The organism is Hymenobacter segetis (assembly GCF_054776495.1).
This window is the reverse complement of record NZ_BAAHBV010000004.1, coordinates 67,049-92,826: the sequence shown is the minus strand read 5'-3', so window position 1 is coordinate 92,826 and position 25,778 is coordinate 67,049. Positions and strand designations below refer to the sequence as shown.

Here is a 25,778-nt window from a genome sequence, read left to right as displayed (position 1 = left end):
AGGACTTAAAAATTAGTTGCTTGTCGTCAGCGGCTCAGCGTGCGGGCTCACCGATTGGACCTGAATGGTGGAGTATTCCGTGAGGAAGCCGGCCCCCTTGGTCACGACCTGGGCCACCGAGTCGAGGCCGGTGCGCACATACACTTGGTTGCCCTCCACAAAAGCCACCCGAATGGGCAGCTTGCGCACCCGCCCGCCACTCGCGGCCGGTGCGAACACAAAGGCATTTTCGCCTTCGCCCTCCACCAGGGCCTCAGCCGGGATGATGTGGTAGGTGGCCTGCTGCTGGGGCCGGAGCGTGGCGCGGGCAAACAGCCCGCTGGCTAGGGCCGCGCCCGTTTCGGGCTGAACCTGAATATCAATCTGCCAGGTTCCGCTGGCGGGGTCGGCCCCGGCCGCCAGCCGCTTCACCCGGCCCGTAAAGTCGCGGCCGGGGTAGGCGTCGAGGCGCACGGTGGCCGGGTCGCCCACGCGCAGGCGCGCCCAGTCCTTATCGGCCACGCCTGCTTGGAGAATCCAGGTATCGTTGCCCGTGGTTGCGTTCATGAACAGGACCGGCGTGCCGGGCGCGGCCAGCTCGCCCTCATTGAGCAGCTTGCGCACGATGCGCCCGGCCACCGGGGCTCGGATTTCGGAAAACTGCTGGTTGAAGCGCGCAATGCGTGCCTGCTCCTGGGTCACGGCGTAGGCTGTGCGCAGGTTTTCCACGGCCTCGCGCGGGGCGGCGCTGTCGGCCAGCAGGCGGCTGAAGCGGTCCAGGTCGCGCCGGGCTTTGGTCTGGTTCTGCTCGGCCTGGGCCACTTGGGCGCTGATTTCGGTCAGGTCGAGCGCGGCCAATAACTGGCCTTGCTGCACGTAGTCGCCTTCCTTCACCAGCACCCGGCGCACGAGGCCGCCGGTTTTGAAGGAGAGACGAGCCTCCGTTTCGCTACTGAGCCGCCCTGAGGCGGTAATGGGTTGGGCCAGCTGCTGCTTCTGGACCGGAGCCAGGGTTACGGCTATATTATCGGTTGCTACTGTTTCAGTAGCGACTGGCTGGGCTTTTTTGCAACTACCGAGCAAGGTGCCTGCCAGCACCACGGCCGCAAGCAAATGGAAAGAGAAACCGGGGGTTTTCATGACGCAAAACCTGTAATATGAAATGACAGCGAAAAAGAAGGGGGGGCCCTTACTCGGCGGCCAGGGCCTGCCGCAGCTCGGCTTCGCGGATGAAGACGTCGTAGCCCGCGATGACCCGTGCCAGCTGGGCGTTGGTTTGGCGGGCGGTGGCATCGAGTAATTCCAGCACGATGGCCTGGCCCTCCACGTAGCGGCGGCGCACGATGGCGAAGCTCTTTTCGGCGTTGAGCTGGGCCGCGACGGCGGCCGTATTGGCCTCGCGGGCCGAGGCAAGGTTGTCGTACGCCTGGGTGACTTGCAGCTGCAACTGCTGCACGAGGTCGGCGCGTTGGGCCTGCACATCGTCCAGCGCCAAGCGGGCCAACTGCTCTTCACCCCGCTTAATGCCGCCCCGAAACAAGTCCCAACTTAACGCGAACTGCATAAACTGAAACCGCTGCTGGGGGACGTCGAAGTGGTAGCCGTAGCCCTGATAGCCCAGGTCCGTCACCCAATTCAGTTGCGGATATAACCTCGCCGCCCGACGCTGGCGCAAACCCAGCGCGCGGGCCGCTTCGGCGTGGGTTACTTGCTCCAACTCCGGCCTTTGCGCAAGGGACGCCGTGCGGTAAGCACTTAGGTTGGCACCCTCCGGTGCTGCCAGGGTAGTGCCGGAGGGCTCTTCCACGGCAATGCTGTCGTCGAGGGGCCGGTTGAGGAGGTAGTTGAAATTGGTGCGGGCCAACTGGCGGCGATTGGCGGCGGTGGCCAGGTCGCGCTGGTTGCCGGCGAGCTGAGCCTTGGTGTTGTACACCGCGTCATTGGTGGTGAGGCCGGCGTTCAGGCGGGCCTGGTTCACGCGCAGTAGTTCGGCCAAGGTTTGGGTAGTGGTGCGGTAGATGGAAACGGCCGAGCCCGCTTGCAGGTATTGGTAGTAAGCCACTTCAATCTGGTGGCGTAGCGTGTTGCGGTAGGCTGCCTGCCGTGCCTGCTGGGCCGACAACAGTTCCTTTTGGGCCTTGTAGTTGAAATAGATATCCGTATTGAACAGCGGCTGAATAATGCGGACTTTGGTTTCCTGGAAGTTGTTAGGCAGCAGTTGTGCAGACACATTGGCAATCTGCGGAAACCGGTTCGTGCCAGTCAGCGTGTTCAAGGTGCTGTACACCGGGTTCACTAGGTCGCCTACCGGCAGGTCGATGGTGCGGCCGCCGTTGGCCAATGAGTAGGTCGCACCAAGCTGAACTAGGGGCTGAAAAAGCCCAGCGGCCTGGCGCACCTGTTGGGTTGTCAGGGCCACGGCAATGCCCTCGCGACGTAGCGCTACGTTCTGGGCCAAACCCGTTTCCACGTAGGCTTGCAGTGTGTGGTTAGCAAGCTGGGCGGCAGCAGGCTGGGTTGTCCAAACACTGCTCAATGCAATAGCTTGAGCCAAACGCTTCAGGTGACTATTACCACCGATAAACAAGTGTACAGTGTTCATTGTAGGAATAAAAAAAGGGTCACAGCCCATATTGAAGCACTTTGTTAAACAGCCCCATTGCTTCGTCCATTATTGTTAGGCGACGCTCTTCGGAAAAAATCATCAGCCGCTTACGAAGGAATAGTGCAGCTAATCCGTGTACTTGGCTCCACACCATCAGAGCGCCCGTTTCGGCATCGGCGCAGTGGAATACCCCCGCGTCCATGCCCTGTTGCATGACCTGCACCACTCGATTAAAGGCAGCCCGGCCACTGGCCCAGGGCTCGGCCTCGCCTCGTGCCTCTACGGCTTCCATTGGGCCGGTCATGATGAACATCAACTCAAACAGTTCAGGGTGCTTGAAAGCGAATTGCAGATACTGATGGCCTATTGCCTGGAGGCGCTCGGCAGGATGAAAAATATCAAATACCGAATCAAAAGCCTGCTTTAGCTGACTAAAAGCCTGATTTTGCAGGGCAAACAGCAACTCGTTTTTGTCCTTGAAATACAGGTAGATGGTAGCAGGACTGTACTCAATGGCCTCGGCAATATTTCGCATACTCACTTTCTCAAACCCCTGCTCATTGAACAGGTGCTGCGCCGCCGCCAGGATGGCCTGACGCCGTTCGGTCTTTTCGCGCTCTTTGCGTTCGGTGATACCCACGGTGATGCTGAAGAAATGATTACGGTGCAAATATAGTTAACACTGTTCACTATCCTACAAAACAAAAATAATTCCGGTTCCCGCTAGCTTAAACCACCGTCAAGTGTTCCGCCGCATGTCGCGCGACCAGTTCAATTTCGTCGAATTCCAAGGCAATCCGCACGCCACCCAGACCACTAATATGTAAGCGACCATCAAGTTGTTTACTCAGCCCTCGAATCAGGTTGAGTCCCAAGGTTCTACTGCGCTGGGGGTTGAAGTCGGCGGGAAAGCCTATGCCGTTATCGCTGATTAGCAAGTAGTAAGTTTTCTCAACCTGGCTGAGTTCTACGCGGATTACGCCTGCCTCCTGCGGTCGAAAGGCGTATTTGAGGGAATTCGTAATGGCCTCGTTGAGAATCAGGCCCACGGGCACGGCCAACGCCACGTCCAGCGCGACATCAGAGACTGCTAGTTCCGCCTGCACATACTCTTGGCAATCGAAAGTAGCAATCAGGTAGCTAACAATTTCCGCCACATAGTTTTGTATGGGCACACTGGCCAGCTGTGTGCCTTGGTAGAGCTTCTGGTGAATGAGCGCCATGGAATGCACCCGGTTCTGGCTCTCGCGGATAGCCGATAAAGCCGCCTTATCCTGCAAATAACTGCTTTGCGAATACAACAGACTGGTGATAATCTGCAGATTGTTTTTCACCCGATGGTGAATTTCCTTTAGCATCCATTCCTTGTCTTCCAGGGCTAATTCCAGCGATTTATTTTTTTGGTTTATTTCATCTTGCTGTGCTTCCAGCTTTTGATTGCTGCGCTGTTTGAGGCGGTAGCGGTTGTAGCCCAGGCCCAGCAGAAGTGCCATTAGCAGCGCGCCAACGAACAAGGCATTGCGCTGAAACTCACGCTGGCGAAGGCTGGCGCGCTGCACAAAATTTTGCTTGGTGAGCAAGGCCATGTTGTGTTCCCGCTTTTCGGTGTTGTACTGCATGCGCAAGTTGGCAATCACCGTGCTGCTGCGGGTATTAAAGATGGAGTCATTCAGTGCTTTGTAATGTTGGTAGTGCGCGATGGCAGCCGATAAATTCCCCTGGGCGGAGTCTACCTTGAAGCGCAACAAATAGAAGCCCGCATTTTCAGTTAGTGATGCCGTTTGACTGCCAATGGTAGCTGCTTTATCGAGGTAAAACCGGGCCTTATCAAACTGATGGGTGTCCGTGTAAATTCTGCCTAGCAACACGCAGGACGCGTACTGAATTTGACGATAGAATATGTCGAACTTTTTGTTTCTGTGGGCCAGGGAGGATGCTAAGGCCACCCCTTTCAGGGCCGCCTTTTCGGCCAGCGCATACTGCTTGCTCGTTACATACCCATTGCTCAAACCCTCGGCAAGCATATAGCGGGTTACATCGTTGACAGGGGGATTGGCCCGGCTCTCTTTCAGTAATAAAGCCACTGCCTGCTCCGGCTGATGCATTTTAATTAGCGTATTGGCTATTGCGCAGGCGGCCCGCATGTACGTTTCGGCCGGTGCGGCTTTCTCTTCCCGCTTCATCTGCGCTAATGCCAGATAGCGATAGGTCAGGCTGGGGGCATATTGGCGGAGAGTTTCGTAAATTTCCGCCATTCGCATGTAGAAATTACTCAGATAGACAAGGTCATTCGTTGCCTTCGCGCCGTTAATAGCCGCCAATTCGAAGCGAATAGCCTCCTGGTAGTTAGCCATTTGCTCGTCCACGGCTACCAGTAAGTCAAACGTGTAATGCAAGCGGCGGTAGCCGACGCTTCGGTACTCGGCCAGCACCTGCAGCAGTTCGTCGTGCGCCTGCGCGTATCGTGCCTGGGCAAGGTGAATGTCGGCAATCCATTTGAGCAGATACGCCGCCCGTTCCGGGTCGTTCGTCGCCAGGTAAAGGCGCCGGGCTTTTGCAAAACACTCTAAGGAGCGGAATAGGTCGCCCGTATTGGCGCGATAGGCAATGCCTAAGTAGAACCAGCCATCTGCTTCCAGATGCTTATTCTGAAGGGCCACACTCTGGGCTATACCTTGTCGAAGCAATTCCGTGCCTTGCGCTGCCTTGTGGAGGAAGGGGAGGATGCGTCCAGTAAGATAGAGGCTGATGGTTTTGCCGCTGGAAAAATGCAATGAGTCGCTTAAAAACCGGGCTTGCTGGCTGTAGGCATAGGCGCTATCCAAATTCAATAACAGCTCCTCGCGCCGGGTAACCAAGGCATTGCTTAGTTGCAGCAAAAGGTTAACCCTGTTTGTATCCGGCGGGCATTGCCATAACCTGGCTTTTAGGCTATCCACAGAGGCCCGGCCTAACAGAGGGTCTAAAGGCTCCGCTTTTGCTAGCCGGCCAGCGCCAAAAAGAAGCAGAAAAAGTAGTAGGAGCTTCATGTTGACCATCAACTCCAATGAATGAATATGGCAGCGCTTTGTTCTATTAAGATACGACAGTTTTCTGGCTCCTTTAATAATGCCTGAACTGGATTAACCCAGGGCGACAGGCCGCATTTTGCAACTGCTGCGAATGCCTGAATTGCGGATTCACTTCGCTAGTCCTAGTCCTAGTCCTAGTCCTGGGCCTAGTCCTGGGCCAACACGCGCGCATCCTGCCGGCTCGCCCGGGTCACGGCCTCTACGTCATCAAACGCCAAAGTTATGCATACGCCTTGTTGCCCGTCAATTTGCAAACGCCCATCAATCTGCTTACTTAGGCCGCGAATCAGGCTCAATCCCAAGGTTCGACTACGCTGGGGATTAAAGTCGGCGGGCAATCCCACGCCGTTGTCACGGATGCTAAGCACGTAAGTTTTCACAGAGCGGGTGAGTTCTATGCGAATGATGCCTGCTTGCCGGGTCGGAAAGGCGTATTTGAGGGAATTCGTAATGGCCTCGTTGAGAATCAGGCCCACGGGCACGGCCAGTGATACATCCAACTCCACGTCGGCTACTGCAAGCTCGGTCCGGACGAAGTGCTGGCTATCGAATGAGGCAATTAAGTAATTCGCAATTTCCAGCACGTAGGCCTGCATGGGTACGCTGGCCAGCTGCGTGCCTTGGTAGAGCTTCTGGTGAATGAGGGCCATGGACTGCACCCGGTTCTGGCTCTCGCGGATGGCCGATAACGCCGCCTTATCCGTGAGGTAAATGGTTTGCGAGTGCAACAGGCTGGTGATAATCTGCAGGTTGTTTTTCACCCGGTGATGAATCTCCTTTAACATCCACTCCTTATCCTCCAACAGTTGGTCCTTGTCCACCAGCAGTAGTTCTTTCTCACTCACTACCTGCTCCAATGCGTGATTTTTCTGGTTGATTTCGAACTGTTTCTTTTCCAGCAACTGGTTGCTGCGCTGCTTGAGCCGGTAGCGGTTGTAGCTCACGCCCAGCAATAGCACCAACAGCCCCGCACCCGCGATGATGCCGTTGCGAATGATGCGCTCACGGTCTAACTGGCTCTGCTGGCGTTGCTCTTTTGCGGTTAAGAGTTGAATGCGCTGCTCCTTTTGCGTGGTTGCATACTGCATCTTGAGCTCTTCGACCTGCCGGGTTTTGCTGGCCGAGAAGATGGAATCCGTTAGGGCTTTGTATCGGGTGTAGTGAGCAATGGCCGACAGGTAATCGCCCGCCGCCGAATCAACTTGGAAACTGGCCAGGTGAACGGTGGCAATAATATCTGCCGGTATAATCATCCCGTCATGAACTGCCAGCAGCTTTTTTAAGTACGGCCGGGCCTTGGCGTATTGCTTGGTTTTAATATACAATTGGCTCAACATTAGCCAAGTTGACTCGGCACCATACGCATCAACTTGCGAATCCAAAGCTGTGCTCTGAAGCAGGTATTTCTCCGCCTGCGGGTACTGTTTCAAGGCAATGAAACAATGGGCCATTGCTTCTGCGAGGGTCTTTTTATTCCGGGGCGAAAACGGCACGTTCTTCCGGGAAACGTTCTGCAAAAAGCGCAGTCCCTCCTGCGCCTTTCCCTGTTTAACCAGGCCACTGACCAACCGGCTGATGATTCGGACGTCGGGGGTCAGCTGGCCATTGCGTTGGCTCAAGGCCAATGATTTTTTCAGGTAAGCAACCCCGGTGTTTACCTCGTCCAGCTCCAAATACAAGCTGCCCAACATCCCGTAAACGTAGTCCAGCAATTCCTCGTGCCCGCTTTCCTGCACGCTACGGAGGGTTTGGAGCAGGTAAGCCAGCGATTTGGCGTTGTTGCCCTTGTTGTATTCAATCTCGTGCAGGGCTTCCAGGGCGAAGTAAGCATCTTTCTGGCCGGCGGCCTTTTTTATGGCTACGACGGCCAACAAATCCTGCTCTGCCTCCGCCCGCTTACCCTGATAAATGTGGATGAAGCCGATATTCAGCAAACTGGCTGCTTCCTGGGTTCGGTCATTAATCTGGCGGGCAAGCACCCGGGACTGAGAGAAGTATTCCAGCCGCTGGGCCGTGTATTTATCCCGGCCCAGCGGCGTAAAGCTGTCGGCCAGGCGGAACCAGGCACGGCTTTCCGCCGCTTTGTCATTTGCTATTTGGGCGGCCTTAATGACCTGCCTGAAGAGGGCCTCTCCGCGCGGCACCTGCTGCCCTTGAATGTAGAGAATGCCCTGTTGAAAGACACTCTCGTCTTGCCAGTGGCGCAGGCCGGCCGCGTCGCTCAGGCGCTTAGCCTGCCGAAAAAAGTATAGGGCGCTGTCGCGGCCCGCTGGTTGAGCTTTGCCCGGGAGCAGCTGGTTTTTGCCCAACTCCAAGGCCAACTTAATGCGGCTCGTATCGCTCAGACTTCGCATCAGAGCTTGCGCCTGGCGCGTACCCCCGCGTTTGGCATACACCTGGCCGGTTTGAAACCGTGCCTCATCCACACCCGGCTCAAAATGCAGCTGGCGACCCAACTCGCCAGCCTGCGCAGCAAATACCAGCGCGCTATCAACACTTTGCTGGCTTTGCTCTGCTTTATTCAGGTAAAAGGCACTAAGCTGGAGAAGCCATTTCACGCGCGTGGTATCCGCGTTGCCTCGGCGCACGAGCTGGCGCAATTCGGGCATGGAGTAGTGGCGGGGCAAAGGTTGCGCCGCAGCCTTCGGGCTTGTGCCGGCAATCTGGCAAGCCAGAACCAGTAACAGGTACACTTTGGGCATGGCTGAGTTGGTTAAGGCAGCATGTAAGTGGGTTTTATTCAAAAGTGCCTGCTACTCATCCAACCGCGAGATAACTACGTGTGAGATTACTGTTGACCGCAGAATGTATGCGCACTTGCTCACCGATTTTGGTAGGCATATCTCTGCTCAAGTGACTTGGTGGGCTGGCCCCTGCCAACTGGGCAGGCAGCCACCGCGGCATGTGTGGGTTTCAACCGCCGCCGTTGCGGACCAGCACGCGACGCGTGATGCGCCGAATGCAGAATCAGGAAGCGAACGCATTACTTCACATCTGGTGATGTTAAATTGGCCTTTCTAAATGTGGCCATGCTTTCAGTGTAGTAAAACCTGGCTGCTGACTGGTAAAACGGGAAGTTAGTTGGGATCCATCGGTGCCTCTTCGGGCTTAAGGCCTATAATTTTGCGAATGCCTAACTTACCCATTCGGTACTCCAGGGTAGTCGGCTTCAGGTTAAGAAGCTCCGCTGCTCCGCCGCTGCCTCGCACACGGCCATTAGTCCGTTGAAGAATGGACATGATGAATTCGCGCTCGGCCTCTTCCTGAATCAACTTAACATCCGTTAGGGCCTTGGGCTGGGAAGCGGGTGGCAGCTGCCCTTCCGCTCCTCCAGCTACGGCAGCTTGCGAAGACCCCAAAAACAAGCTATTGGCCAAGGGCCGGCCTAACGACAGGGGAGACTTGCCGTCGTTAATAATCACGGCCTGCTCGATAACATTTTCCAACTCCCGGATATTGCCCGGCCAAGGGTAGCGCAGAAATTCCTGGAGCATCCCCTCCGGAATGCCCGCAAAAGGCTTGCCCATTCGGCGCGCCGACTTCAGGGCGAAGAAGCCAGCCAGCGATGGGATGTCGCTGGGCCGTTCCCGAAGCGGTGGAAGCATGATGGGGAAGATGGCCAATCGGAAGTACAAATCGAGCCGAAAGCGTCCGGCAGTTACTTCCTGCTCAATGTGGCGATTGGTGGCCACTATAATGCGCACATCCACTTTGATGGGGGTATTGCTCCCCACGCGCTCCACTTCCCTTTCCTGTAGCACGCGCAGCAGCTTGGCTTGCAGCTCCAGCGGCAACTCGCCGATTTCATCGAGGAAAATGGTGCCACCATTGGCTAGCTCGAACTTACCCACCCGCTTGTCGGTGGCACCGGTAAATGCCCCCCGCTCGTGGCCGAATAGTTCGGACTCGATGAGCGTGGCCGGCAGCGTAGCGCAGTTCAGCTTGACCAGCATTTTGTCTTTGCGGCCCGATAGGTTGTGGATGGCCCGGGCGAACAGTTCCTTGCCTGTGCCACTTTCCCCTAAAATCAACACCGTGGTGTCCGTTGGAGCTACCTGCGTCACTTGGTTGAATACCTGCAGCAGGGCCGGACTTGTGCCAATAATCTCCTCAAAGTTGGCCGAGGTTTTGACCTCTTCCTGCAGGTAGGCATTTTCCTGCCGTAGCTGCTCGCTGAGTTGGGCAATCTTGTCGTAGGCCAAAGCCCGTTCGAGCGTAAATAAGATGGGCTGTTCCAGACGGTCCAGCAGAACCGAGTGCTCGAAACGATACGCGTCGGGCTGGCGGCTGAAAAACGAAATGTCAAACGTTTCCCCTTGGCCAGCGACCAGGGAAAACAGCAGAGCCGAATTGAGTTTAAAGGTTTTGGCCGTTAGCTGAACAAGGGGGTGCTGCCTGCACAGCGCTTTGAACGCCTCGTGGTTGTAGAGGTCGGACGCGGCCGTTTCTTCTGCTGGTATGGCGGTTGCACGCTTCGTCATTTGCAGGAAACCGGCGGGCGAAATGCTCTGGTATTCCTTAAATCCGACCCGGTAGTAGCGATAAAAGGTATCGGCCCCGGCTTTGCGGTGCCGTACTGAGAAGAAGTCGAATGGAATGTGCTCCTGCAGCAGTTGAGCGAGCTGCAGCAGCTTCACCTCCCACCCATCACTACCAGCCAACGCTTCAGTAATGGCTATCTGCAGCACTTTCTCCTTGCGTAGTGCCATTTCCACGCCGTGGGCGTGCCGGTAGCGGCCAATTTCGAGGGCCATGAGCACATCCTGTTCCCGAAAAGGCTTGACGATGTAGCCGTTGGGGAAGGTGGCCTTCACTTCTTCCAGCACACTCGGGTTGTCATTGGCCGAAATGTAGATAAAGGGGATGTGCTCGTCAAACAAGTGCTTGGCCAGGTCCAGGCCGCGCTCCTTTCTTTTTAGGTAGATGTCGAGGAGCACCATATCCGGTCGGGTCTCGGCCATCAGGGCGTGCGCCTCCGCAATGGAATCGGCTATCCCAATGACTCCATAGCCGGCTTGCTCCAGAATCAACTGCAGGTTATTGGCGATTACATACTCATCTTCTACAATCAGAACCTGACAGTCGAAGGGATGTGCTGGCGCTGAGGGAGTAAGAGCTTCCATTTGTAACTAATTAGGGCACTTGACCCATCACCCAGAACCTTGCATCACTGGTCAACAAGCAAAGTATGATACCAACCAATTAAGATACTGCTAAAAGTAAGACAGAGCCGAATCCTTCGTAAAGCTTCTCAGCCCTGATTGCGTAGGATTGGTGCCACCCAAAGATGGGACCAATCCTACGCAGTATTTTATTTTCCGGCTTTTGAGCTCATCATGAACGATGTAGGCCATACTTGATAAGCAGGCTCCAGTTCGACATACCCGAAATAATTGTGGAACTCCAAAAAAACTGGATGATGCCTGGAGCGCCGAGGCAGTAAACAAGGCTTCAATTTCAGCGGAATTGCATTCGCCAGTAAGCAGTGGTTGCGCATTTAGCAGCAAACGGTAAGGGCCCTGGGACGTGGCACACAAAGTGTTTGGGTCGACGCTGATTATAGTGTTTTAATCAGTTTCCTTCCATGGTCAATTTCGATACCGTTCGTTCTGCCGTACTTTTTGCCTCGCTCAATGACCAACAGTGTACAAATGTGGTTAACCAATCCGCCGAGATTGAGGTGGCCTCTAATGGTTACCTCACCTATGAAGGAGAAGCTCCTGCTTTTTACTACTTTCTCACCGGGACCTTCGAACTGACAAAGCGGGTCGGGGCAGTGGAGCAACTGGTCCATACCCGCACGGCCGGCGAGCACATCGGCGAAGTGCCTATTTTGCTGGGCACCGCCTTCCCTGTCAGTGTAAGGGCGGTGGGACCAGCTCGCGTCCTGCGGCTCGATGCTCAGGACTTTCGTCGGCTGATGGCTGATTTACCGGATTTTGCCCGGACCATCACGGAGGAGATGATGCCTAGCCTGATTGGTTTGCAAAAGCTAGCCCTTAGGATTCCGACTTCCCAAGTCACGCTCTATGGCCATCCGTGGGACCCGGCCGCCTATGCGTTGCGGGACTTTCTGGCCCGCAACAACGTCCTGTTCACTTGGGCTGCTACAAGCTCCACTATGCCGATTAGGACAGATTTGGGCCGAGAGGTAGTAGCATCCGAGCACGCGTTGTACGCTCGCTTGCACGATGGCACACTCCTTGCCGACCCGACCCTTCGCAACTTGGCCACCAGCTTGGGGATGCGAACAACGCCGGCTGACCAAGTGTACGACCTGGCCATTGTAGGAGCGGGCCCGGCCGGGCTTTCTGCCGCCGTATATGCTGCGTCGGAAGGGCTACGGACTCTCCTGATTGAGCGCGAAGCGCCCGGGGGGCAGGCGGGCACCTCCTCACGCATTGAAAACTACTTGGGTTTCCCAGCCGGCATTGCTGGTGACGACCTGGGCCGGAAAGCCTTTGAACAAGCCGAGCGGTTGGGCGCCGATATCGTCATCACGCGCAATGTGGTTGCTTTGCGCACAGGCGGTGACCAGCAGCACGAACTCGTGCTGGACGGCGACGAGGTTGTCCGAACCCGGGCGGTCTTGCTGGCTACCGGCGTGGATTGGCGGCGGCTACGGGTGCCAGAGATTGACCGCTTTCTTGGATGTGGCGTTTTTTATGGGGCAGCCCGCACCGAGGCTGCCACTGCCCGCGACCAGGATGTGTACTTAGTTGGTGGTGGAAATTCCGCCGGGCAGGCGGCTATGTTCTTCTCTGGCTATGCCCGGCAGGTCACGCTGCTGGTGCGCAAGTCAGGCTTGGCGGCGAGCATGTCCCATTACCTCATCGACCAATTAGCCACCAAGGCCAACGTGCGCGTCGAGCCGTATACCGAGGTGACTGGGGTAGCGGGACGACAGCATTTGGAAGCTATTTCCGTTACCAATTTGCTTACGAATGAGACAACGCTTCGCCCCACCAGTGTGCTGATTGTGCTCATTGGGGCAGATGCGCGCACCGCCTGGTTGCCCGAAGCAGTAGCCCGCGATGAGCAGGGGGGAGTACTGACCGGCGCGGTGGTGCGCACGCATATGGTGCCCAAGTGGCCGCTTACGCGTGACCCGTTCTTTTTAGAAACTTCTCTGCCAGGTGTTTTTGCAGCTGGCGATGTGCGGGCGGGTTCTGTCAAACGGGTAGCAGCAGGGGTGGGCGAGGGAGGAGTTGCCGTATCCTGTGTGCACGACTATTTTGAGTCGTTGCTTGTCGCCTTACCAAGCTCTGAACCGGCACCAGTGCAGAAATAGCCTCCTATGCTATGGCAATTAACGACTCCAATAGGTAGGTCGCGGACCCACAGGCCGGTAGCATAGTAAATGGCGATAAAGCCGCTGCTCCAGTAGTGAGAGCTATTCTTTACCTAACAAATGGCGGGCATTTTCCAATAAAGACCATTGAGGAATCACTATCCAAAAACACCAGGTGATTTATCCAAAAATACTGGATAAGTCCAGGCGGCTTTTCCTTTTGAATACGGGAATCACCTCGCTTTCTTTGGACAAGTAGATGCTTGACAAATATTAAGGCATTGATTTTGAAAAGTATACGCAGTAGCGCACTGCTGAGTGGACATACTTGGTCCGGTTGAGTTTCCGTGGCATAACCGTTGCATTTCCTGACGGAAGAAAGGCAGTTTCACCTGCAGCATTGTGGGAGCAGGCAAGATAGACGCCCACGGGCTGGCTCAAATGGCTGTTTATAAACTCTTTGGCGATAGGGCAGAAATCAATGCCTGGTAATACCATCATTCTAGACCATAGTTCTCCATTTACTAACCCTTCTTAATGCTATGAAAAAGCCCTTGATGCTCCGTTTACTCCTGGCCCTGGCCTTCACGTTCTGGCTTTCGGCCTGTTCAGATGATGACAAGGCCGTTACGCCCACGCCCACCACGTTCGTAGTGGTGCATGGGGCGTGGCAAGCCCCATTCGCCTGGCAGTTTGTAAAAAAACAACTGGAAGACCAGGGTCAGAAGGTCGTGCTGGTTGAATTGCCCGGGCACGGAGCTGACCAGACCGACCCCAATACCCTAACTCTTAATAAGTATCGCGACAAAGTAGTGGCCGCCATTAACCCCCTGCCCGGCAATGTGGTGTTGGTGGGCCATAGCCTGGCGGGGATGGTTATTTCGGTGGTTGCCGAGCAGATTCCCAACCGGATTGATAAAATGGTTTACATCGGCGCCTTTTTACCGGCCAACGGGCAGTCCCTGCTGGACCTGGCCAACACCGACAGTACCTCGCAGCTGAGCGCCAACATTATCCCGCCCATTGCGCCGCCCACCTTGGGCATCCCGACTCCCAACCTAGCCGGGCTTTTTCTGCAGGATGGTTCGGCCGCGGTGCAGCAACTGTTGGTAACCAATTACCGCCCCGAGCCCACTTTGCCCTTCCTAGACCCTGCCGTGCTGACGGCGGCCAATTTTGGCAAGGTAAACAAGTACTACATCCACACACTGCAAGACCATGTGGTGGGCTACAACTTGCAAAGACGCATGGTGAGGGCCGCCGGCGTTTCTCATACCTACCAGCTCAACAGCAGTCATTGCCCGTTCCTGGCCATCCCCGACCAGGTCACGAGCACGCTAATGACGATAGCCAAATAGTGTTCCCACTAGCTGTACACGGCCACCCAATTAGTAGCTTCTTCCGTACTTATCATGACCATCACTCCATTTACGATTAGCGTCGCTGGGGCCATTCTCGACCGCATTCAGCAGAAGGTGCTGAATGCGGACATAGTGTCGGAGCCGGCTACGGGTTGGCAGCGAGGCACCAGCATCGCCTACGTACAGGAATTGCTCGCGCACTGGCAAACGGGCTACGACTGGCGCCGGCAGGAAGCCGAACTAAACCGCTACCCACAGTTTACGACCGAAATCGCAGGCAAGCGGGTACACTTTCTTCACATCAAAGGGCAAGGGCCGAACCCCCAGCCGCTCATTCTGACGCACGGCTGGCCGGACTCCTTTTATCGTTTCCACAAAGTCATTCCTTTGCTCACCGACCCAGCTGCTCACGGCAATGGGACCGGCCAGTCGTACGACGTCGTAATTCCTTCTCTGCCAGGGTTTGGATTTTCTGACCTGGCTCCGCTGGAATCCACTGCCGACACCTGGCACCAGTTGATGACCGAAGGGTTGGGCTATGAGCGGTTTTTTGCGGCGGGCGGCGACATCGGGGCTATCATTACCAAGAAGCTAGCCGAGCGCTACCCCGCCAGCGTGCGGGGCATCCACCTGACGGAAGTGGGGCTGCCGACCGGCACGGAAGCCATTCTGCAAACGTCGGAAGCCGCCCGTGCTTTCGCCACGGCGCTGCCGGGATTTCTTTTTCAGGAAGGCGCTTTCCTGCTGCTGCAAGGCTCCAAACCCCAGACCCTGGCTTTTGCGCTGGTTGACTCCCCGCTGGGCTACGCGGCCTGGGTGACAGAAAAATTTAACGCCTGGACTGACAACCATGGCAATCTGGAGAACACCTTCACCCGGGATGAATTGTTGACCCACATCATGATTTATCTGGTGTCCGGCTCAGTTCAGTCGTCGCTGCATGCTTACTACGACTGGACCAAACTAGTGCCCACGGCTAAGATTGCCGTGCCCACGGCCGTGGCCTCGTTTCCCAAGGAGCCTATTGTGCCCCCGCGGAAATGGGTCGAGTCCTGCGTGAATCTGCAGCGCTACACTGAAATGCCCGCAGGCGGCCATTTTCCAGCCTGGGAAGAGCCCGTGCTGTACAGCGCGGACCTCCGTGCTTTTTTCTCAACCCTATGAGTGGGCAAGCAGCCGCTTGTCATTCAGGCAGCCCTTTTCCATGCTATGGATAATGCCACAGTCCGCACGCTGCTCCCGTCTTTTCTCAGTATTTCGTACCGTAGCCAAGAGCGGATAATTGTCTTCCGCTGGCTGTGTCCGGTACCAAGTGAAGATTTATTCCGGGCCAGTTACTTCGCGCTGCTGGATTTGGCTGTGCAACACGATTGTTGGCAGTGGCTCCTGGATTTGCGCCGGCGTGGCAGCAATACAGTTGAACAGGACCAATGGGTGCTCCACGAGTTCTGTCCCATGCTCAACGCCGTTTTTCCAAATAATCAACTGGTGTACGCCGCTTATCTGGTGGCCCCGTCATCCCTCCATCACTACGCGAATGTGGTAACCCCCGCGCTTTCCAATCCGCTGAAAACCTGCTACCGCGCGGCTGCCTTCATCGACGAGGGGCCTGCTAACTCCTGGCTTACTGACCAACGCGCCGCTAAATGAGCCCGCTGATTTCTTGCCTTATGGCAAGAGACGCGCTGACGCGCCCCAGTTCCTTTGTCGAACACCAACCGCACTATTCTCATGCAAACCGTACCCACCGCCCTGTCCTTTGTTTTTCCGCTCCTCACGGCGTTTACCGTTTGGCAATTCTACCGGGCCGCCAATAAATCGCGAACGACGCTTTATGTGTTGCTGGCCTGGCTAGTGCTGCAAGCCGCACTGGGGTTGAGCGGGTTTTACACGGCGAGGCCCGGCTCCACGCCGCCGCGCCTAGCGCTGGCCGTGCTGCCGCCGGTGCTGGTCATTGTCAGCCTGATGCTCTCTGCCCGGGGGCGGGCTTACGTCGACGGCCTGCGTCTGGACCAGCTCACCCTTCTGCACACGGTCCGCATTTTCGTCGAGTTAGGCCTGCTAGTGCTGTACATGCACCACGCCGTGCCAAAGCTTATGACCTTTGAAGGCCGCAACTGGGACATTTTTTCTGGTCTGAGTGCGCCGGTGATGTACTTCCTCGTTTTTCGGCGGGAGCTGCTGGGCCGGAGCGCGTTGCTCGTCTGGAACCTGCTGTGCCTGGGCTTGGTGCTTAACATTCTGGTCAATGCCCTGCTGTCCGTGCCCGGACCTCTCCAGCATTTTGGCTTCGACCAGCCCAACATCGCCGTTCTGTACTTCCCATTCGTGTGGCTGCCGGCCTGTATCGTGCCCCTGGTTATCCTGGCCCATCTGGCTGCTATTCGGCAGCTGATTACGGGCAAACCGCTGACGACTACCCAAGCGCTGGCTCAGTAGCCGGCGACGCCTGCCTAGCCATTAGTTGCCGCCCGAGACTTAACCGATTATCTGTAACCCAACTTAATTCTTGCATCATGGCCAGTATTGCATTATATGGATTCGGCCGCATTGGGCGGCAATTTCTGCGGGTAGGCTTGCTCGAGGGCTTATTCGAGCCCGTGGCCATCGCCGACATCGGGGATGAAGCGACCCTGGCCGCACTCTTTGCCGTGGATACCAACTATGGCCGCTGGCACGAGCCCGTTGCGGGCAGTACCGGCCAATTGACGATTGGAGAGCGTAAAATTCCCTATCTCAACTCGGCCAAGGAAGTCCCTGACTGGGCCGCTTTGGGGGCAGCGGTGGTAGTGGACTGTTCGGGCCGGGCTACCACCCGCGCCGGGGCCCAAGTGCATCTCGACCGGGGCGCAAAGTGCGTGCTGGTGAGCACGGCCAGCAAGACGCTGGCCGACTGCGACGCCGTGCTGCTCAAGGGCATCAACCTCGATTCCTTCGACCCGGCCGCGCACCACATTGTGAGCATGGGCAGTTGCACCACCAATGCGCTGGCCGTAGCCATCAAGGTCATTCTGGAAAACTTCGGCATTCAGTATGGCCTGTTCTCGACGCTGCATTCCTACACCAACACCCAGTCGCTGACCGACCAGCCCATGAAGGACCGGCGCGATTCCTGGGCCGCCGCCGAGAACATCATTCCCTCCTCTTCAGGAGCGGCCCGGGCGCTGCAATTCATCTGGCCCGGCCTGCAAATAACCGGAAAAGCCTACCGCATCCCCACCCGCACCGGCAGCATCGCGGAACTAAACTTGGTGACCGAAAAGGAATGCACCGTGCAGGAGGTGAACGATGCTTTCCGTGCCGCTGCGCAGGAGGGCGTTGTCAATTTCCTGCACGGCGTCATCGACGTGCTGGAAGACGAGTGGGCCTCCTCTCGCATCGTAGGCGACCCGCATTCCTGCCTCATCGACTTGCCGCTGACAGCTAAAGAAGGCAACCTCTTATCGGTGGCGGCCTGGTACGACAACGAATGGGGTTTCTCGAACCGCCTGGCCGAAGTCGCCGCCTATCTGGCGGCGCGCCTCTAGCCTCCGTGCCGACGGGTGGCCGTGAAGCTATTGGTACTTCGATAGCCACCTATTTAGTATCCTCATTTATTGCCATTTGGCAAGAGAACGGTCATTTGCCGACTCGTCCTTTGCAGGGCAATTCCGCCCCCACTGCTTTTTCTCCACAGCATCACGACCATGAGCGCGCCCACTATCACTTTCAACGGCACCATTCCGCAGCAATACGACGATTACTTGGGGCCTTTCTTGTTTGAGCCCTACGCCCTCGACCTGGCGGATAGAATTGACTACGCTCCGGTAACCAACGTGCTGGAACTGGCTTGCGGTACCGGCCGATTGACCAACCTCCTATTGGAGCGCCTGCCCTCATCGGCCCAACTTACCGCCACCGACCTGAACCCAGACATGATGGCCGTGGCCCGCAAAAGAACCCTAGCGCCCAACGTCACCTGGGCCGTGGTGGATATCTCGGCCATTCCCTACGAAGACAATCAGTTTGATTTGATAGCCAGCCAATTCGGTTTCATGTTCGTGCCTGATAAACTCAAAGCCCTGACGGAAATTCATCGCGTACTGGCCCCCGGTGGCAAGTTGATTTTCAACACATGGGGTGCTATTCAGGACAACACCGCCTGGGCCATTGTCAACAAAGTATTACACGCTTTCCTCGGCGGCAATCCGGTGCCCCAGCACCTCGGGCCGTTTTCCATGGCCGATGCACAGGTTGTTTTGCAGGCGCTTACTGAAGCGGGGTTCCATCATGTCAACGCTACGTCAGTGAAGAAAACCGGCTTGGCCGAAACCGCGGCTATCGCGGCGCAAGGGTTCATTCAAGGACTGCCCTTCGCCACGGCTATCCAGGAAAAAGACCCCTCTTTGCTACCCAAGATTCAAGCCGCCGTGGAGCAGGAATTCAGCGCTCAGCTGGGCAACCACCCCTTGCGAACGCCCCTTCACGCGCTGGTATTCGAAGCCAGCAAGTAGCCGGACCGCGCGGCGGCTTTGTTGGCCTACCACCGGCCGGCGGCACGGGGCCAGTGTATGAATGGCTACGCGTGGCCAGCGTTTCGAACAACCAAGCCCGCGTTTAATGAATGCATAGAACTGTCCTTTAACTTAGTTGGCTTGCCATGTCACCGCCCGTAGGACAAACCGCCGTTCAGGCGGTACGCACCGCGAATGCAGCCCGAATAGTGCAAATTCTGCGTCGTAATACGTGGGTTGACGCCATTGGCAAAAGTCTGGTCAGTACACCTATTATCGGCGGGCTACTGCATTTTCACGACCCGCAGGCCAGCCAGTTCGCAAGCATTCTGCTGGCGCTGGGCGCCGTGTTGGGTTACTATTACTATCGACAATTCTATCTCCTGCGCAGCTTGGCTACCGCCATCACAGTAGGGGGGAGCGATGCTTTGCGGATGCTGCACCGGCTTTCCCGCCTGCTCTACTACTTCTATTTCGGGCATTTGCTTGTAGCTTCAGCTAGTGCCTTGGCCATTGGCACAAGAGTCATGCACAGCCGGGGGCTAACGCCTGCAGGCGGGGTAGGACTGCTTGGCTTAGGCAGTTTGCTTGTCGGTAGCTATCTGGTCGCCCATTGGGTAGTGAACAGCTATTTCCGGCGCTCTTTTCGACGTTCTGTCGCCCGCCTGCAGACACTACTAGCTGAATGAGCTGCTTAAAGCTGCTAGTAACCTGAATCCTTGTATTGCGCCGCTACGACGCAACGTGTTACGCTCATCAATAATCAGAAAGCGAACCGGCAAGTTGCAGCACAATGCACAGTGGGGTAGGATTGACAACGCTAACCAGGAAATTTTCTAAAAGCCCTATGAATACTTCTCAAGCAACCCTCGACGAGTTGAGCATCAATACCATTCGGCTACTGTCGGTGGACATGGTGCAAAAAGCTAATTCCGGCCACCCTGGTCTGCCGCTGGGGGCAGCGCCAATGGCTTACGTGCTCTGGTCACGCTTCCTGTGCTTCAACCCGCAGGACCCCAAGTGGCCCAACCGGGACCGATTCATTCTGTCGGCGGGTCATGGTTCGGCGTTGTTATACAGCCTGTTGCATCTATATGGCTTTGATTTGACACTCGACGACCTCAAGCAGTTCCGGCAGCTCGATTCTAACACGCCGGGCCACCCAGAGTCGCACCGCACGCCCGGTGTGGAGGTAACTACCGGCCCCTTAGGACAAGGCTTTGCCAATGGCCTGGGCATGGCCATGGCCGAGGCGCACCTCGGCGCCCTTTATAACAAAGAAGGCCACGCGCCGCTGCAGGACCACTACACCTACGTGCTGGTGAGCGACGGCGACCTGATGGAAGGCATCGCCTCGGAGGCGGCCTCCCTGGCCGGTCACTTGCAGCTGGGCAAGATGATTTACCTCTACGATGACAACAAAATATCGCTCGACGGCCCTACCAGCTTTGCCTACACCGAGAACGCCATGCAGCGCTTCGATGCCTACTACTGGCACACGCAGCACGTACAGGACGGCAACAGCCTCGACGAGCTGGAGAATGCCATCCGCGTGGCGCAGTCGGTGAAAGACCGGCCCTCCATTATTGCAGTGCGCACCATTATCGGCTTTGGTTCGCCACTGGCGGGCACCAGCAAAACCCACGGTAGTCCCCTTGGCCCCGACAATGTCAAAGCGACCAAGCGGTTTTACGGCTTCGACCCCGAGCAATCGTTTCAGGTGCCGGCTGAGGTATACGAGCACCTGCGGCAATCCGGCCTGAAGGGCGCAGAGCTGCAAAAGCAATGGGAAGCCAGTTTCGACGCCTACACCAAGGATTACCCCGGCGAGGCCGCGATGTTTAAGGCGTCATTCGCGGGTGAATTGCCCGAAGGCTGGGACGCCGACCTGCCGGTGTACACGCCCGCTGAGGGTGCGCTAGCCACGCGCCAAGCGTCAGGCCAAATACTGGAAGCCCTCAAAAAATCGATTCCCTTTCTATTTGGCGGTTCAGCCGACTTGGCCACGTCAAATGAAATGAACAAGGTGGGGGACGACAGCTTCCAGTACCTGCATCCCGAGCGGCGCAATGTGTGGTTCGGGGTGCGCGAGCATGCCATGGGCGGCGCCCTGAATGGCATGGCACACCATGGCGGCCTGAGGGTCTACGGCGGCACTTTCCTGACTTTCAGCGACTACATGCGCGGGGCTATTCGCGTAGCCGCCCTGGGCAAGAGCACAGCTACGTTCGTCTTCACCCACGACAGCATTGGCCTCGGCGAAGACGGCCCTACCCACCAGCCCGTCGAGCAAGTGCTGGCGCTGCGCAGTATCCCCAACATCGTGGTGCTGCGCCCCGCCGATGCCAATGAAAGCACCGAAGCGTGGCGCATTGCCCTGCGCACTTCCCATACGCCGGTCGTGCTCGTGTTCTCGCGCCAAAAGCTGCCCATCCTGGACCAACGTAGCCTCGGCTCAGCCCGCGAGGGGGTAGCCAAGGGGGCATACATCTTGCGCGAAGCCGACAGTGGCCAACCCCACTTAATTCTTATCGCCACTGGCTCGGAGGTCGCCCTGGCGCTGGAAGCCCAACAGGCACTGCAGGCCGCCGGCACCCCCACCCGCGTCGTCAGCATGCCAAGCTGGGAGTTATTTGAAAACCAAGATGCCGCCTACCACGAGCTCGTTTTCCCGACACCCGTGCGTAAACGCCTGGCCATTGAGGCCGGCTCGCCCATCGGCTGGCACAAATACACGAACGACGAAGGCAGCGTTATTGCGATGAATCATTTCGGCGCGTCGGGCCCAGCAGAATTGCTGTTCAAGAAATTCGGCTTTACCGTCGAGAATGTAGTCAAGCACGCCCAAGCTGTGCTTGCTGGCAACGTAGCGGCAGAAAGGCGTTACTAAAATCAACCAAGCGGCGCTTTTGATGCTTTCTCCCAATCACTAAACATATCTTGGTGTTCCAACCAGAAAAATCTCCAACGTATAGCGAAATTGTTGATGCGTGAGTAGTAGCGGATAAGTTGGTCGCCCTACTCAGCGCCACGGGCGTGGCCAGGAATTATAATCCCCGTTTGGCTGGCTACTGCCACTTTTCTGCTTCTATTCTGCATTATGCCCATCGCATCAGAATCATCGAACGCTTTAACGGCTGAGGAGCGATGGACGCTGGTGGCTGCCATCGCAGCTTCCTGTATGGTCTTTCTCGATGGCACTGCCCTGAACGTTGCCCTACCGGCCCTCCAGCGTGACCTCAACGCCAACGGGGCCGGGATGCTCTGGGTCGTAAATAGTTACTTGCTCGTGCTGGCTGCTCTGGTGCTGGAAGGTGGGGCTTTGGGCGACCGTCTGGGCCGCAAGCGGGTCTGCATGGCGGGTCTGATGTTGTTTGCGGCGGCATCTCTGGCGTGCGGAATGGCTCCTGCCACTGGGTGGCTGATTGCTGCCCGACTGATACAGGGCGTTGGCGGGGCCCTGTTAGTACCCGGCAGCCTGGCGCTGATTTCGGCTCAATTTCCGGCCAATAAGCGGGGGCAAGCCATTGGGACATGGTCGGCGACGACCACACTGGTTTTGCTGGCTGGCCCGGCACTTGGCGGCTGGCTAGCCGATGCCGGGTGGTGGCGGGCCATCTTTCTGCTCAACCTGCCGCTGGCCGCCGTTGCCCTGGTGGTGCTGTGGCGCAAAGTGCCCGAAACCCGTGACCCCTCCGCGGAGGGCAGCGATTGGCCAGGCGCGGCGCTGGCGGCCCTGGGCTTAGCGGCGCTGACCGCTGGGCTGCTGCTGGTTCCGGCCCAAGGCTGGGCCAATCCCTGGGTTTGGGGGGGCGTAGGGGGCGGGTTTCTGGCCCTGAGCGCTTTCATCGCCCTCGAAGCGCATGCTTCGCATCCGATGCTGCCCCTGGTATTGTTTCGCAACCGCACCTTTAGCGGCACGAACCTGCTCACCCTGTTTCTGTACGGAGCCCTCACGGCCGCGACCTTCTTCCTTTCGCTCAATTTAGTTCAGGTGCAGGGCTATACCCAACTGCAGGCCGGGCTGGCCTTTATGCCGCTGGCCGGGCTCATTTCGCTGGGCTCGCGGCCGGCCGGCCGCTGGGCAGACCGCCACGGTCCCCGGCTCCTGCTCACGGTCGGTCCGCTGGTCGTTGCCCTGGGATTTGGCTGGCTGAGCACCGTGGGCGTAACGCCTGGGCCGTCTGCTTACTGGAATACTTTTTTCCCCGGCATGGTCTTGTTCGGCTTGGGAATGGCCGTGACCGTGGTTCCCCTGACTACAGCCGTCATGACGGCCGTAGCGAGTCATTACGCGGGCACGGCCTCGGGCGTGAACAACGCGGTTTCCCGGGCAGCCGGCGTATTGGCCTTGGCCATTTTCGGCGCCGTTGCGCTGGTAGACTTTCACAACCAGTTGGCACTGCACACCGCTTCCGTTGTGCTATCGGCCGTGGCGCGCACCGATTTGCGCACGGAAGCGCGCAAATTTGGCGCCGCTTCCGTGCCGGTTAGTGTGCCCGCACGCCAACGCCCGGTGGTGAAACAAGCTTTCCGCGAGGCGTTTCAGCACACCTTTCAGCGCATTCTCCGGCTGTGCTCAGTAATGGCCCTGGCCAGTGCCGGCCTAGCCTTCTGGCTTGTTCCCAGTGTTTCACCACCGACTGCCAAGCCTCCTGCGAATGGCAAGTAGTGGCCTACTTTATCGCCAGATGTTGGATAAATCACCGTTTCGGTCACTTGTCATCATCGGTAGCCAAAGGGAATGCCGATATTGAAATAGGGCAGGACCCTTTCTGCAGCATTGGAATAAAGCAGGCTCGCATCGATGGGTCCCAGAAATGAGCGGTAGCTTAACGTGACCGCTCCGCCGTAGCGTACCTGTGCTGACTGCAGTTGCAAATTAGCGGTGAGAAAATCGTGATAAAGCACATTTGCTTTCCCACTGATGTACACCTTGGGCGCCAGGGCATGGCGGTACCCAACCAGGGCGGCCGCCGCGCTGCTGGTCAGCAAGGCCGCTTCGGGAAGCCCGGCAAAGGTGAGTTGGTTGCGTAGTACGGGCGTGAGCCCGCCCACCACGAAATCATTGACTACAATTTGCCGGTAGTTGAAGTTGAGGCCGGCCTGCGCTTGTAACAGAAGGGTGGCGCGCGCTGACAGGGGGCAAAATTGCTCCAGATTGAGGCGAGTGCGCAGGTAGGGCCGGAACGAGAAGCGCGCCGCGTCTTGGGTCTCGACCAGGGTGGGGCCGTCCAGCACCCGGAAGCTAGGGGCTTGCCCGTAAACGTAGCCTGCCTCGGCGTCTACCTTGCGGCCGGCGGTGGGATATATGGCGGCATTCCAGGTATTGGCTTCGTAGCAAATGAAGCTGGTAATAAGCCGCAAACGCCCGTTCAGTTGAAGCCCGGAAGCAATTTCGGGACGGAAACTGACGTATTCGTAGCGGGTGCCGACTCCAAAGGCTGCGTTGCGGGTGAACTCCTGCATGAGCTGGCCGCTGACGGTGCCGTAGCGCTGGGTGTAGAGCCCGGATTTGCGAATGCCCGCACCATAGGTGGCGACATCCAATTGCTCCGCCTGGGCCAGCAGGCGCAGGAAAGCGTGCTTACTCGGGGTCAGGTACTGGAAGTGTTTAAGGCGGAAGCGCGGGTTCTCGCCGAGGTTTAACGCCGCTTGGCTGGTGGAAAACGGCAGTAGCCAATCCTTAGCGGAGATGCTACTAATCAACCCAATGCCGGTGAGGGAATGGTAGTGCAGCCCAAACTGCAGGTGGGTGAGCGGAGCCCGCACCGCCTCAAATACTATGTGGGCCGTGGAATCCGGCAAGGGTTGCAGCGTATAGGTTAGGCGACGAAAATAGCGGGTGCCAAACGCCCCCCGCACCGCCGCCGACAGCTGTGTTGGCGTGTAAAAGCGGCCGGGCCGAAATGTCATCAGCTGCAGCACCAAGGACACGTTTTGAGGTTCCAGCCCGTGCACCTCGCAACTACTGATATAGATGGAGTCAAGGCGAGGAACCGGCCGCAATGGTGCCCTGGGCCCGTATTGCGCATCGAGCGAATCAGCCAGCCGCTTAAGCTGCGGAAAAATCTGCTGCCCCCGGCCAAGGCCAATGCGTGTGATGGGTTTGGCGTCGGCAAAGCCCCCGGTGGTGAAGCCTTTCAGCGGATAATCAACGTAAACGTCGCATAAAGCACGTTGGCTTTTGAAGTCGGCGTTGTCTTTGAAGAATGTGATTTGCAGCAGCACATCAAGTGCATTTCGTAGGCTGGCCTCGGTGTAGGCCCCGTTCGACACATTGCTGCCGATGATAACTCCCGCGCCCATGGCTTTGAGTTCCGACACGGGAAAATTGCGCACAACGCCCCCGTCGACCAACTGGTGGCCCTGGTAGTAAATGGGCGTGAAAACGGACGGAATAGCCATGCTGGCCCGAATGGCGGGTACGATTTCACCCCGTTGCAGCACCACCGCCTCGCCCGATAAAATGTCGGTAGCTACGCAGCGAAACCCGCGCTGGAAGCAGCTAAAGTCCTTGGTGCGGTAGTAAGGCAGGAACAGCTCGCTAAGTTTAAGCCACAACTCTTCTGATTCAATAACGCCGCTGGGGGGCTGTAGTTTGCGCCGGACAAACGGGAGTTCAATCAGGTAGCGGCTTACATCGTCCTTCTCCGCGAGGGTGACGGTGCGCAGCTGGGCCCCATTGGTTAGTAACGCACCCCAGTCCAGCTCGCATACCAATAGGTCGATGTCATGGCCGCTGTAGCCGGCGGCGTAGAGCGCCCCCACAATTGCCCCCATGCTGGTGCCTGTCACATAATCGACCTGCACGCCGGCTGAATCAAGCATCTGTAGTAGTCCGATATGGGCCAAGCCGCGCGCTCCACCGCCGCTCAGCGTCAGCCCAATCCGGGGACGTGCTCCGGGCGGTTGCGCCCGCCCGGCTTGCCCCATCGCAAATAGCAGCAAGAGTAAAAAGAGCGGAAATTTCATGGG

The 25,778-nt window shown here is 57.3% G+C and carries 19 protein-coding genes; 12 read left to right on the top strand and 7 right to left on the bottom strand.

From position 1 onward, the window contains the following. Nucleotides 1–12: 12 nt before the first annotated feature. From ACYU70_RS21265 to ACYU70_RS21245, 5 genes are all read right to left on the bottom strand, one after another. Nucleotides 13–1,119, bottom strand: coding sequence for an efflux RND transporter periplasmic adaptor subunit (locus tag ACYU70_RS21265; protein WP_342301576.1), 1,107 nt, complete (start codon nucleotides 1,117–1,119; stop codon nucleotides 13–15). 49 nt (nucleotides 1,120–1,168) lie between these two features. Further along, a complete protein-coding gene (locus ACYU70_RS21260; protein ID WP_342301578.1) occupies nucleotides 1,169–2,581 on the bottom strand; it encodes a TolC family protein in 1,413 nt (470 codons plus the stop codon). A gap of 19 nt (nucleotides 2,582–2,600) precedes the next feature. Beyond that, a complete protein-coding gene (locus tag ACYU70_RS21255) occupies nucleotides 2,601–3,224 on the bottom strand; it encodes a TetR/AcrR family transcriptional regulator (protein ID WP_342301580.1) in 624 nt (207 codons plus the stop codon). 88 nt (nucleotides 3,225–3,312) lie between these two features. Next, nucleotides 3,313–5,613, bottom strand: coding sequence for a sensor histidine kinase (locus ACYU70_RS21250; protein WP_342301581.1), 2,301 nt, complete (start codon nucleotides 5,611–5,613; stop codon nucleotides 3,313–3,315). A 188-nt stretch (nucleotides 5,614–5,801) separates the two neighbouring features. Beyond that, the gene (locus ACYU70_RS21245; protein ID WP_460616119.1) at nucleotides 5,802–7,589 is read right to left on the bottom strand and encodes a tetratricopeptide repeat-containing sensor histidine kinase; all 1,788 of its coding nucleotides are present in this window, start codon (nucleotides 7,587–7,589) and stop codon (nucleotides 5,802–5,804) included. On the opposite strand from ACYU70_RS21245, the gene ACYU70_RS21240 reads away from it, so the two are divergent. Both ACYU70_RS21240 and ACYU70_RS21235 read left to right on the top strand, forming a co-directional pair. Continuing rightward, nucleotides 7,566–7,907: a hypothetical protein gene (locus ACYU70_RS21240; RefSeq protein WP_460616118.1), complete on the top strand. Its 342-nt coding sequence runs from the start codon at nucleotides 7,566–7,568 to the stop codon at nucleotides 7,905–7,907. The two genes, ACYU70_RS21245 and ACYU70_RS21240, sit on opposite strands and share 24 nt — an antisense overlap. A gap of 186 nt (nucleotides 7,908–8,093) precedes the next feature. Further along, a complete protein-coding gene (locus tag ACYU70_RS21235; protein WP_460616117.1) occupies nucleotides 8,094–8,339 on the top strand; it encodes a hypothetical protein in 246 nt (81 codons plus the stop codon). A 393-nt stretch (nucleotides 8,340–8,732) separates the two neighbouring features. Here the strand turns inward: ACYU70_RS21235 and ACYU70_RS21230 are convergent, their stop codons facing one another. Then, entirely contained in the window at nucleotides 8,733–10,778 is a 2,046-nt protein-coding gene (locus ACYU70_RS21230) for a sigma 54-interacting transcriptional regulator (RefSeq protein ID WP_342298868.1), read from the bottom strand. Between the two features lie 461 nt (nucleotides 10,779–11,239). Here ACYU70_RS21230 and ACYU70_RS21225 point away from each other — a divergent pair, with 461 nt between their 5' ends. The 10 genes from ACYU70_RS21225 to ACYU70_RS21180 all read left to right on the top strand — a co-directional run bounded on the left by ACYU70_RS21225 (nucleotide 11,240) and on the right by ACYU70_RS21180 (nucleotide 23,472). Beyond that, nucleotides 11,240–12,946 (top strand): FAD-dependent oxidoreductase, encoded by a 1,707-nt coding sequence (locus tag ACYU70_RS21225; RefSeq protein WP_342298869.1) that lies wholly within the window; start codon nucleotides 11,240–11,242, stop codon nucleotides 12,944–12,946. Nucleotides 12,947–13,488: 542 nt separating this feature from the next. Continuing rightward, on the top strand, nucleotides 13,489–14,304 hold the full coding sequence (locus ACYU70_RS21220) for an alpha/beta fold hydrolase (protein WP_342298870.1): 816 nt from the start codon (nucleotides 13,489–13,491) through the stop codon (nucleotides 14,302–14,304). A 54-nt stretch (nucleotides 14,305–14,358) separates the two neighbouring features. Further along, entirely contained in the window at nucleotides 14,359–15,471 is a 1,113-nt protein-coding gene (locus tag ACYU70_RS21215; protein ID WP_342298871.1) for an epoxide hydrolase family protein, read from the top strand. A gap of 45 nt (nucleotides 15,472–15,516) precedes the next feature. Further along, the gene (locus tag ACYU70_RS21210) at nucleotides 15,517–15,957 is read left to right on the top strand and encodes a hypothetical protein (protein ID WP_460616116.1); all 441 of its coding nucleotides are present in this window, start codon (nucleotides 15,517–15,519) and stop codon (nucleotides 15,955–15,957) included. Nucleotides 15,958–16,038: 81 nt separating this feature from the next. Next, complete coding sequence (locus ACYU70_RS21205; protein ID WP_342298876.1) at nucleotides 16,039–16,746, top strand: hypothetical protein; 708 nt, start codon at nucleotides 16,039–16,041, stop codon at nucleotides 16,744–16,746. Nucleotides 16,747–16,823: 77 nt separating this feature from the next. Beyond that, a complete protein-coding gene (locus ACYU70_RS21200; RefSeq protein ID WP_342298878.1) occupies nucleotides 16,824–17,834 on the top strand; it encodes a type I glyceraldehyde-3-phosphate dehydrogenase in 1,011 nt (336 codons plus the stop codon). Between the two features lie 159 nt (nucleotides 17,835–17,993). Next, nucleotides 17,994–18,800, top strand: coding sequence for a class I SAM-dependent methyltransferase (locus tag ACYU70_RS21195; protein ID WP_342298879.1), 807 nt, complete (start codon nucleotides 17,994–17,996; stop codon nucleotides 18,798–18,800). A 146-nt stretch (nucleotides 18,801–18,946) separates the two neighbouring features. After that, nucleotides 18,947–19,489 carry a hypothetical protein gene (locus tag ACYU70_RS21190; protein ID WP_342298881.1) on the top strand — a complete coding sequence of 181 codons (543 nt, stop codon included), beginning with the start codon at nucleotides 18,947–18,949 and terminating at the stop codon, nucleotides 19,487–19,489. Nucleotides 19,490–19,647: 158 nt separating this feature from the next. Continuing rightward, nucleotides 19,648–21,690 carry a transketolase gene (gene tkt / locus ACYU70_RS21185; RefSeq protein ID WP_342298883.1) on the top strand — a complete coding sequence of 681 codons (2,043 nt, stop codon included), beginning with the start codon at nucleotides 19,648–19,650 and terminating at the stop codon, nucleotides 21,688–21,690. 210 nt (nucleotides 21,691–21,900) lie between these two features. Beyond that, nucleotides 21,901–23,472: an MFS transporter gene (locus ACYU70_RS21180; protein ID WP_342298885.1), complete on the top strand. Its 1,572-nt coding sequence runs from the start codon at nucleotides 21,901–21,903 to the stop codon at nucleotides 23,470–23,472. 53 nt (nucleotides 23,473–23,525) lie between these two features. On the opposite strand, the gene ACYU70_RS21175 is transcribed toward ACYU70_RS21180, so the two are convergent. Then, nucleotides 23,526–25,775 carry a patatin-like phospholipase family protein gene (locus ACYU70_RS21175; protein WP_342298887.1) on the bottom strand — a complete coding sequence of 750 codons (2,250 nt, stop codon included), beginning with the start codon at nucleotides 25,773–25,775 and terminating at the stop codon, nucleotides 23,526–23,528. Nucleotides 25,776–25,778 lie beyond the last annotated feature (3 nt).

Coding starts and splice junctions, on each gene's coding strand:
- ACYU70_RS21260 (WP_342301578.1), bottom strand. CDS start 2,581: ATGAACACTGTACACTTGTTTATCGGTGGTAATAGTCACCTGAAGCGT.
- ACYU70_RS21225 (WP_342298869.1), top strand. CDS start 11,240: ATGGTCAATTTCGATACCGTTCGTTCTGCCGTACTTTTTGCCTCGCTC.
- ACYU70_RS21210 (WP_460616116.1), top strand. CDS start 15,517: ATGGATAATGCCACAGTCCGCACGCTGCTCCCGTCTTTTCTCAGTATT.
- ACYU70_RS21235 (WP_460616117.1), top strand. CDS start 8,094: ATGCAGCTGGCGACCCAACTCGCCAGCCTGCGCAGCAAATACCAGCGC.
- ACYU70_RS21230 (WP_342298868.1), bottom strand. CDS start 10,778: ATGGAAGCTCTTACTCCCTCAGCGCCAGCACATCCCTTCGACTGTCAG.
- ACYU70_RS21195 (WP_342298879.1), top strand. CDS start 17,994: ATGAGCGCGCCCACTATCACTTTCAACGGCACCATTCCGCAGCAATAC.
- ACYU70_RS21175 (WP_342298887.1), bottom strand. CDS start 25,775: ATGAAATTTCCGCTCTTTTTACTCTTGCTGCTATTTGCGATGGGGCAA.
- ACYU70_RS21190 (WP_342298881.1), top strand. CDS start 18,947: ATGTCACCGCCCGTAGGACAAACCGCCGTTCAGGCGGTACGCACCGCG.
- ACYU70_RS21180 (WP_342298885.1), top strand. CDS start 21,901: ATGCCCATCGCATCAGAATCATCGAACGCTTTAACGGCTGAGGAGCGA.
- ACYU70_RS21215 (WP_342298871.1), top strand. CDS start 14,359: ATGACCATCACTCCATTTACGATTAGCGTCGCTGGGGCCATTCTCGAC.
- ACYU70_RS21265 (WP_342301576.1), bottom strand. CDS start 1,119: ATGAAAACCCCCGGTTTCTCTTTCCATTTGCTTGCGGCCGTGGTGCTG.
- ACYU70_RS21220 (WP_342298870.1), top strand. CDS start 13,489: ATGAAAAAGCCCTTGATGCTCCGTTTACTCCTGGCCCTGGCCTTCACG.
- ACYU70_RS21200 (WP_342298878.1), top strand. CDS start 16,824: ATGGCCAGTATTGCATTATATGGATTCGGCCGCATTGGGCGGCAATTT.
- tkt (WP_342298883.1), top strand. CDS start 19,648: ATGAATACTTCTCAAGCAACCCTCGACGAGTTGAGCATCAATACCATT.
- ACYU70_RS21205 (WP_342298876.1), top strand. CDS start 16,039: ATGCAAACCGTACCCACCGCCCTGTCCTTTGTTTTTCCGCTCCTCACG.
- ACYU70_RS21250 (WP_342301581.1), bottom strand. CDS start 5,613: ATGAAGCTCCTACTACTTTTTCTGCTTCTTTTTGGCGCTGGCCGGCTA.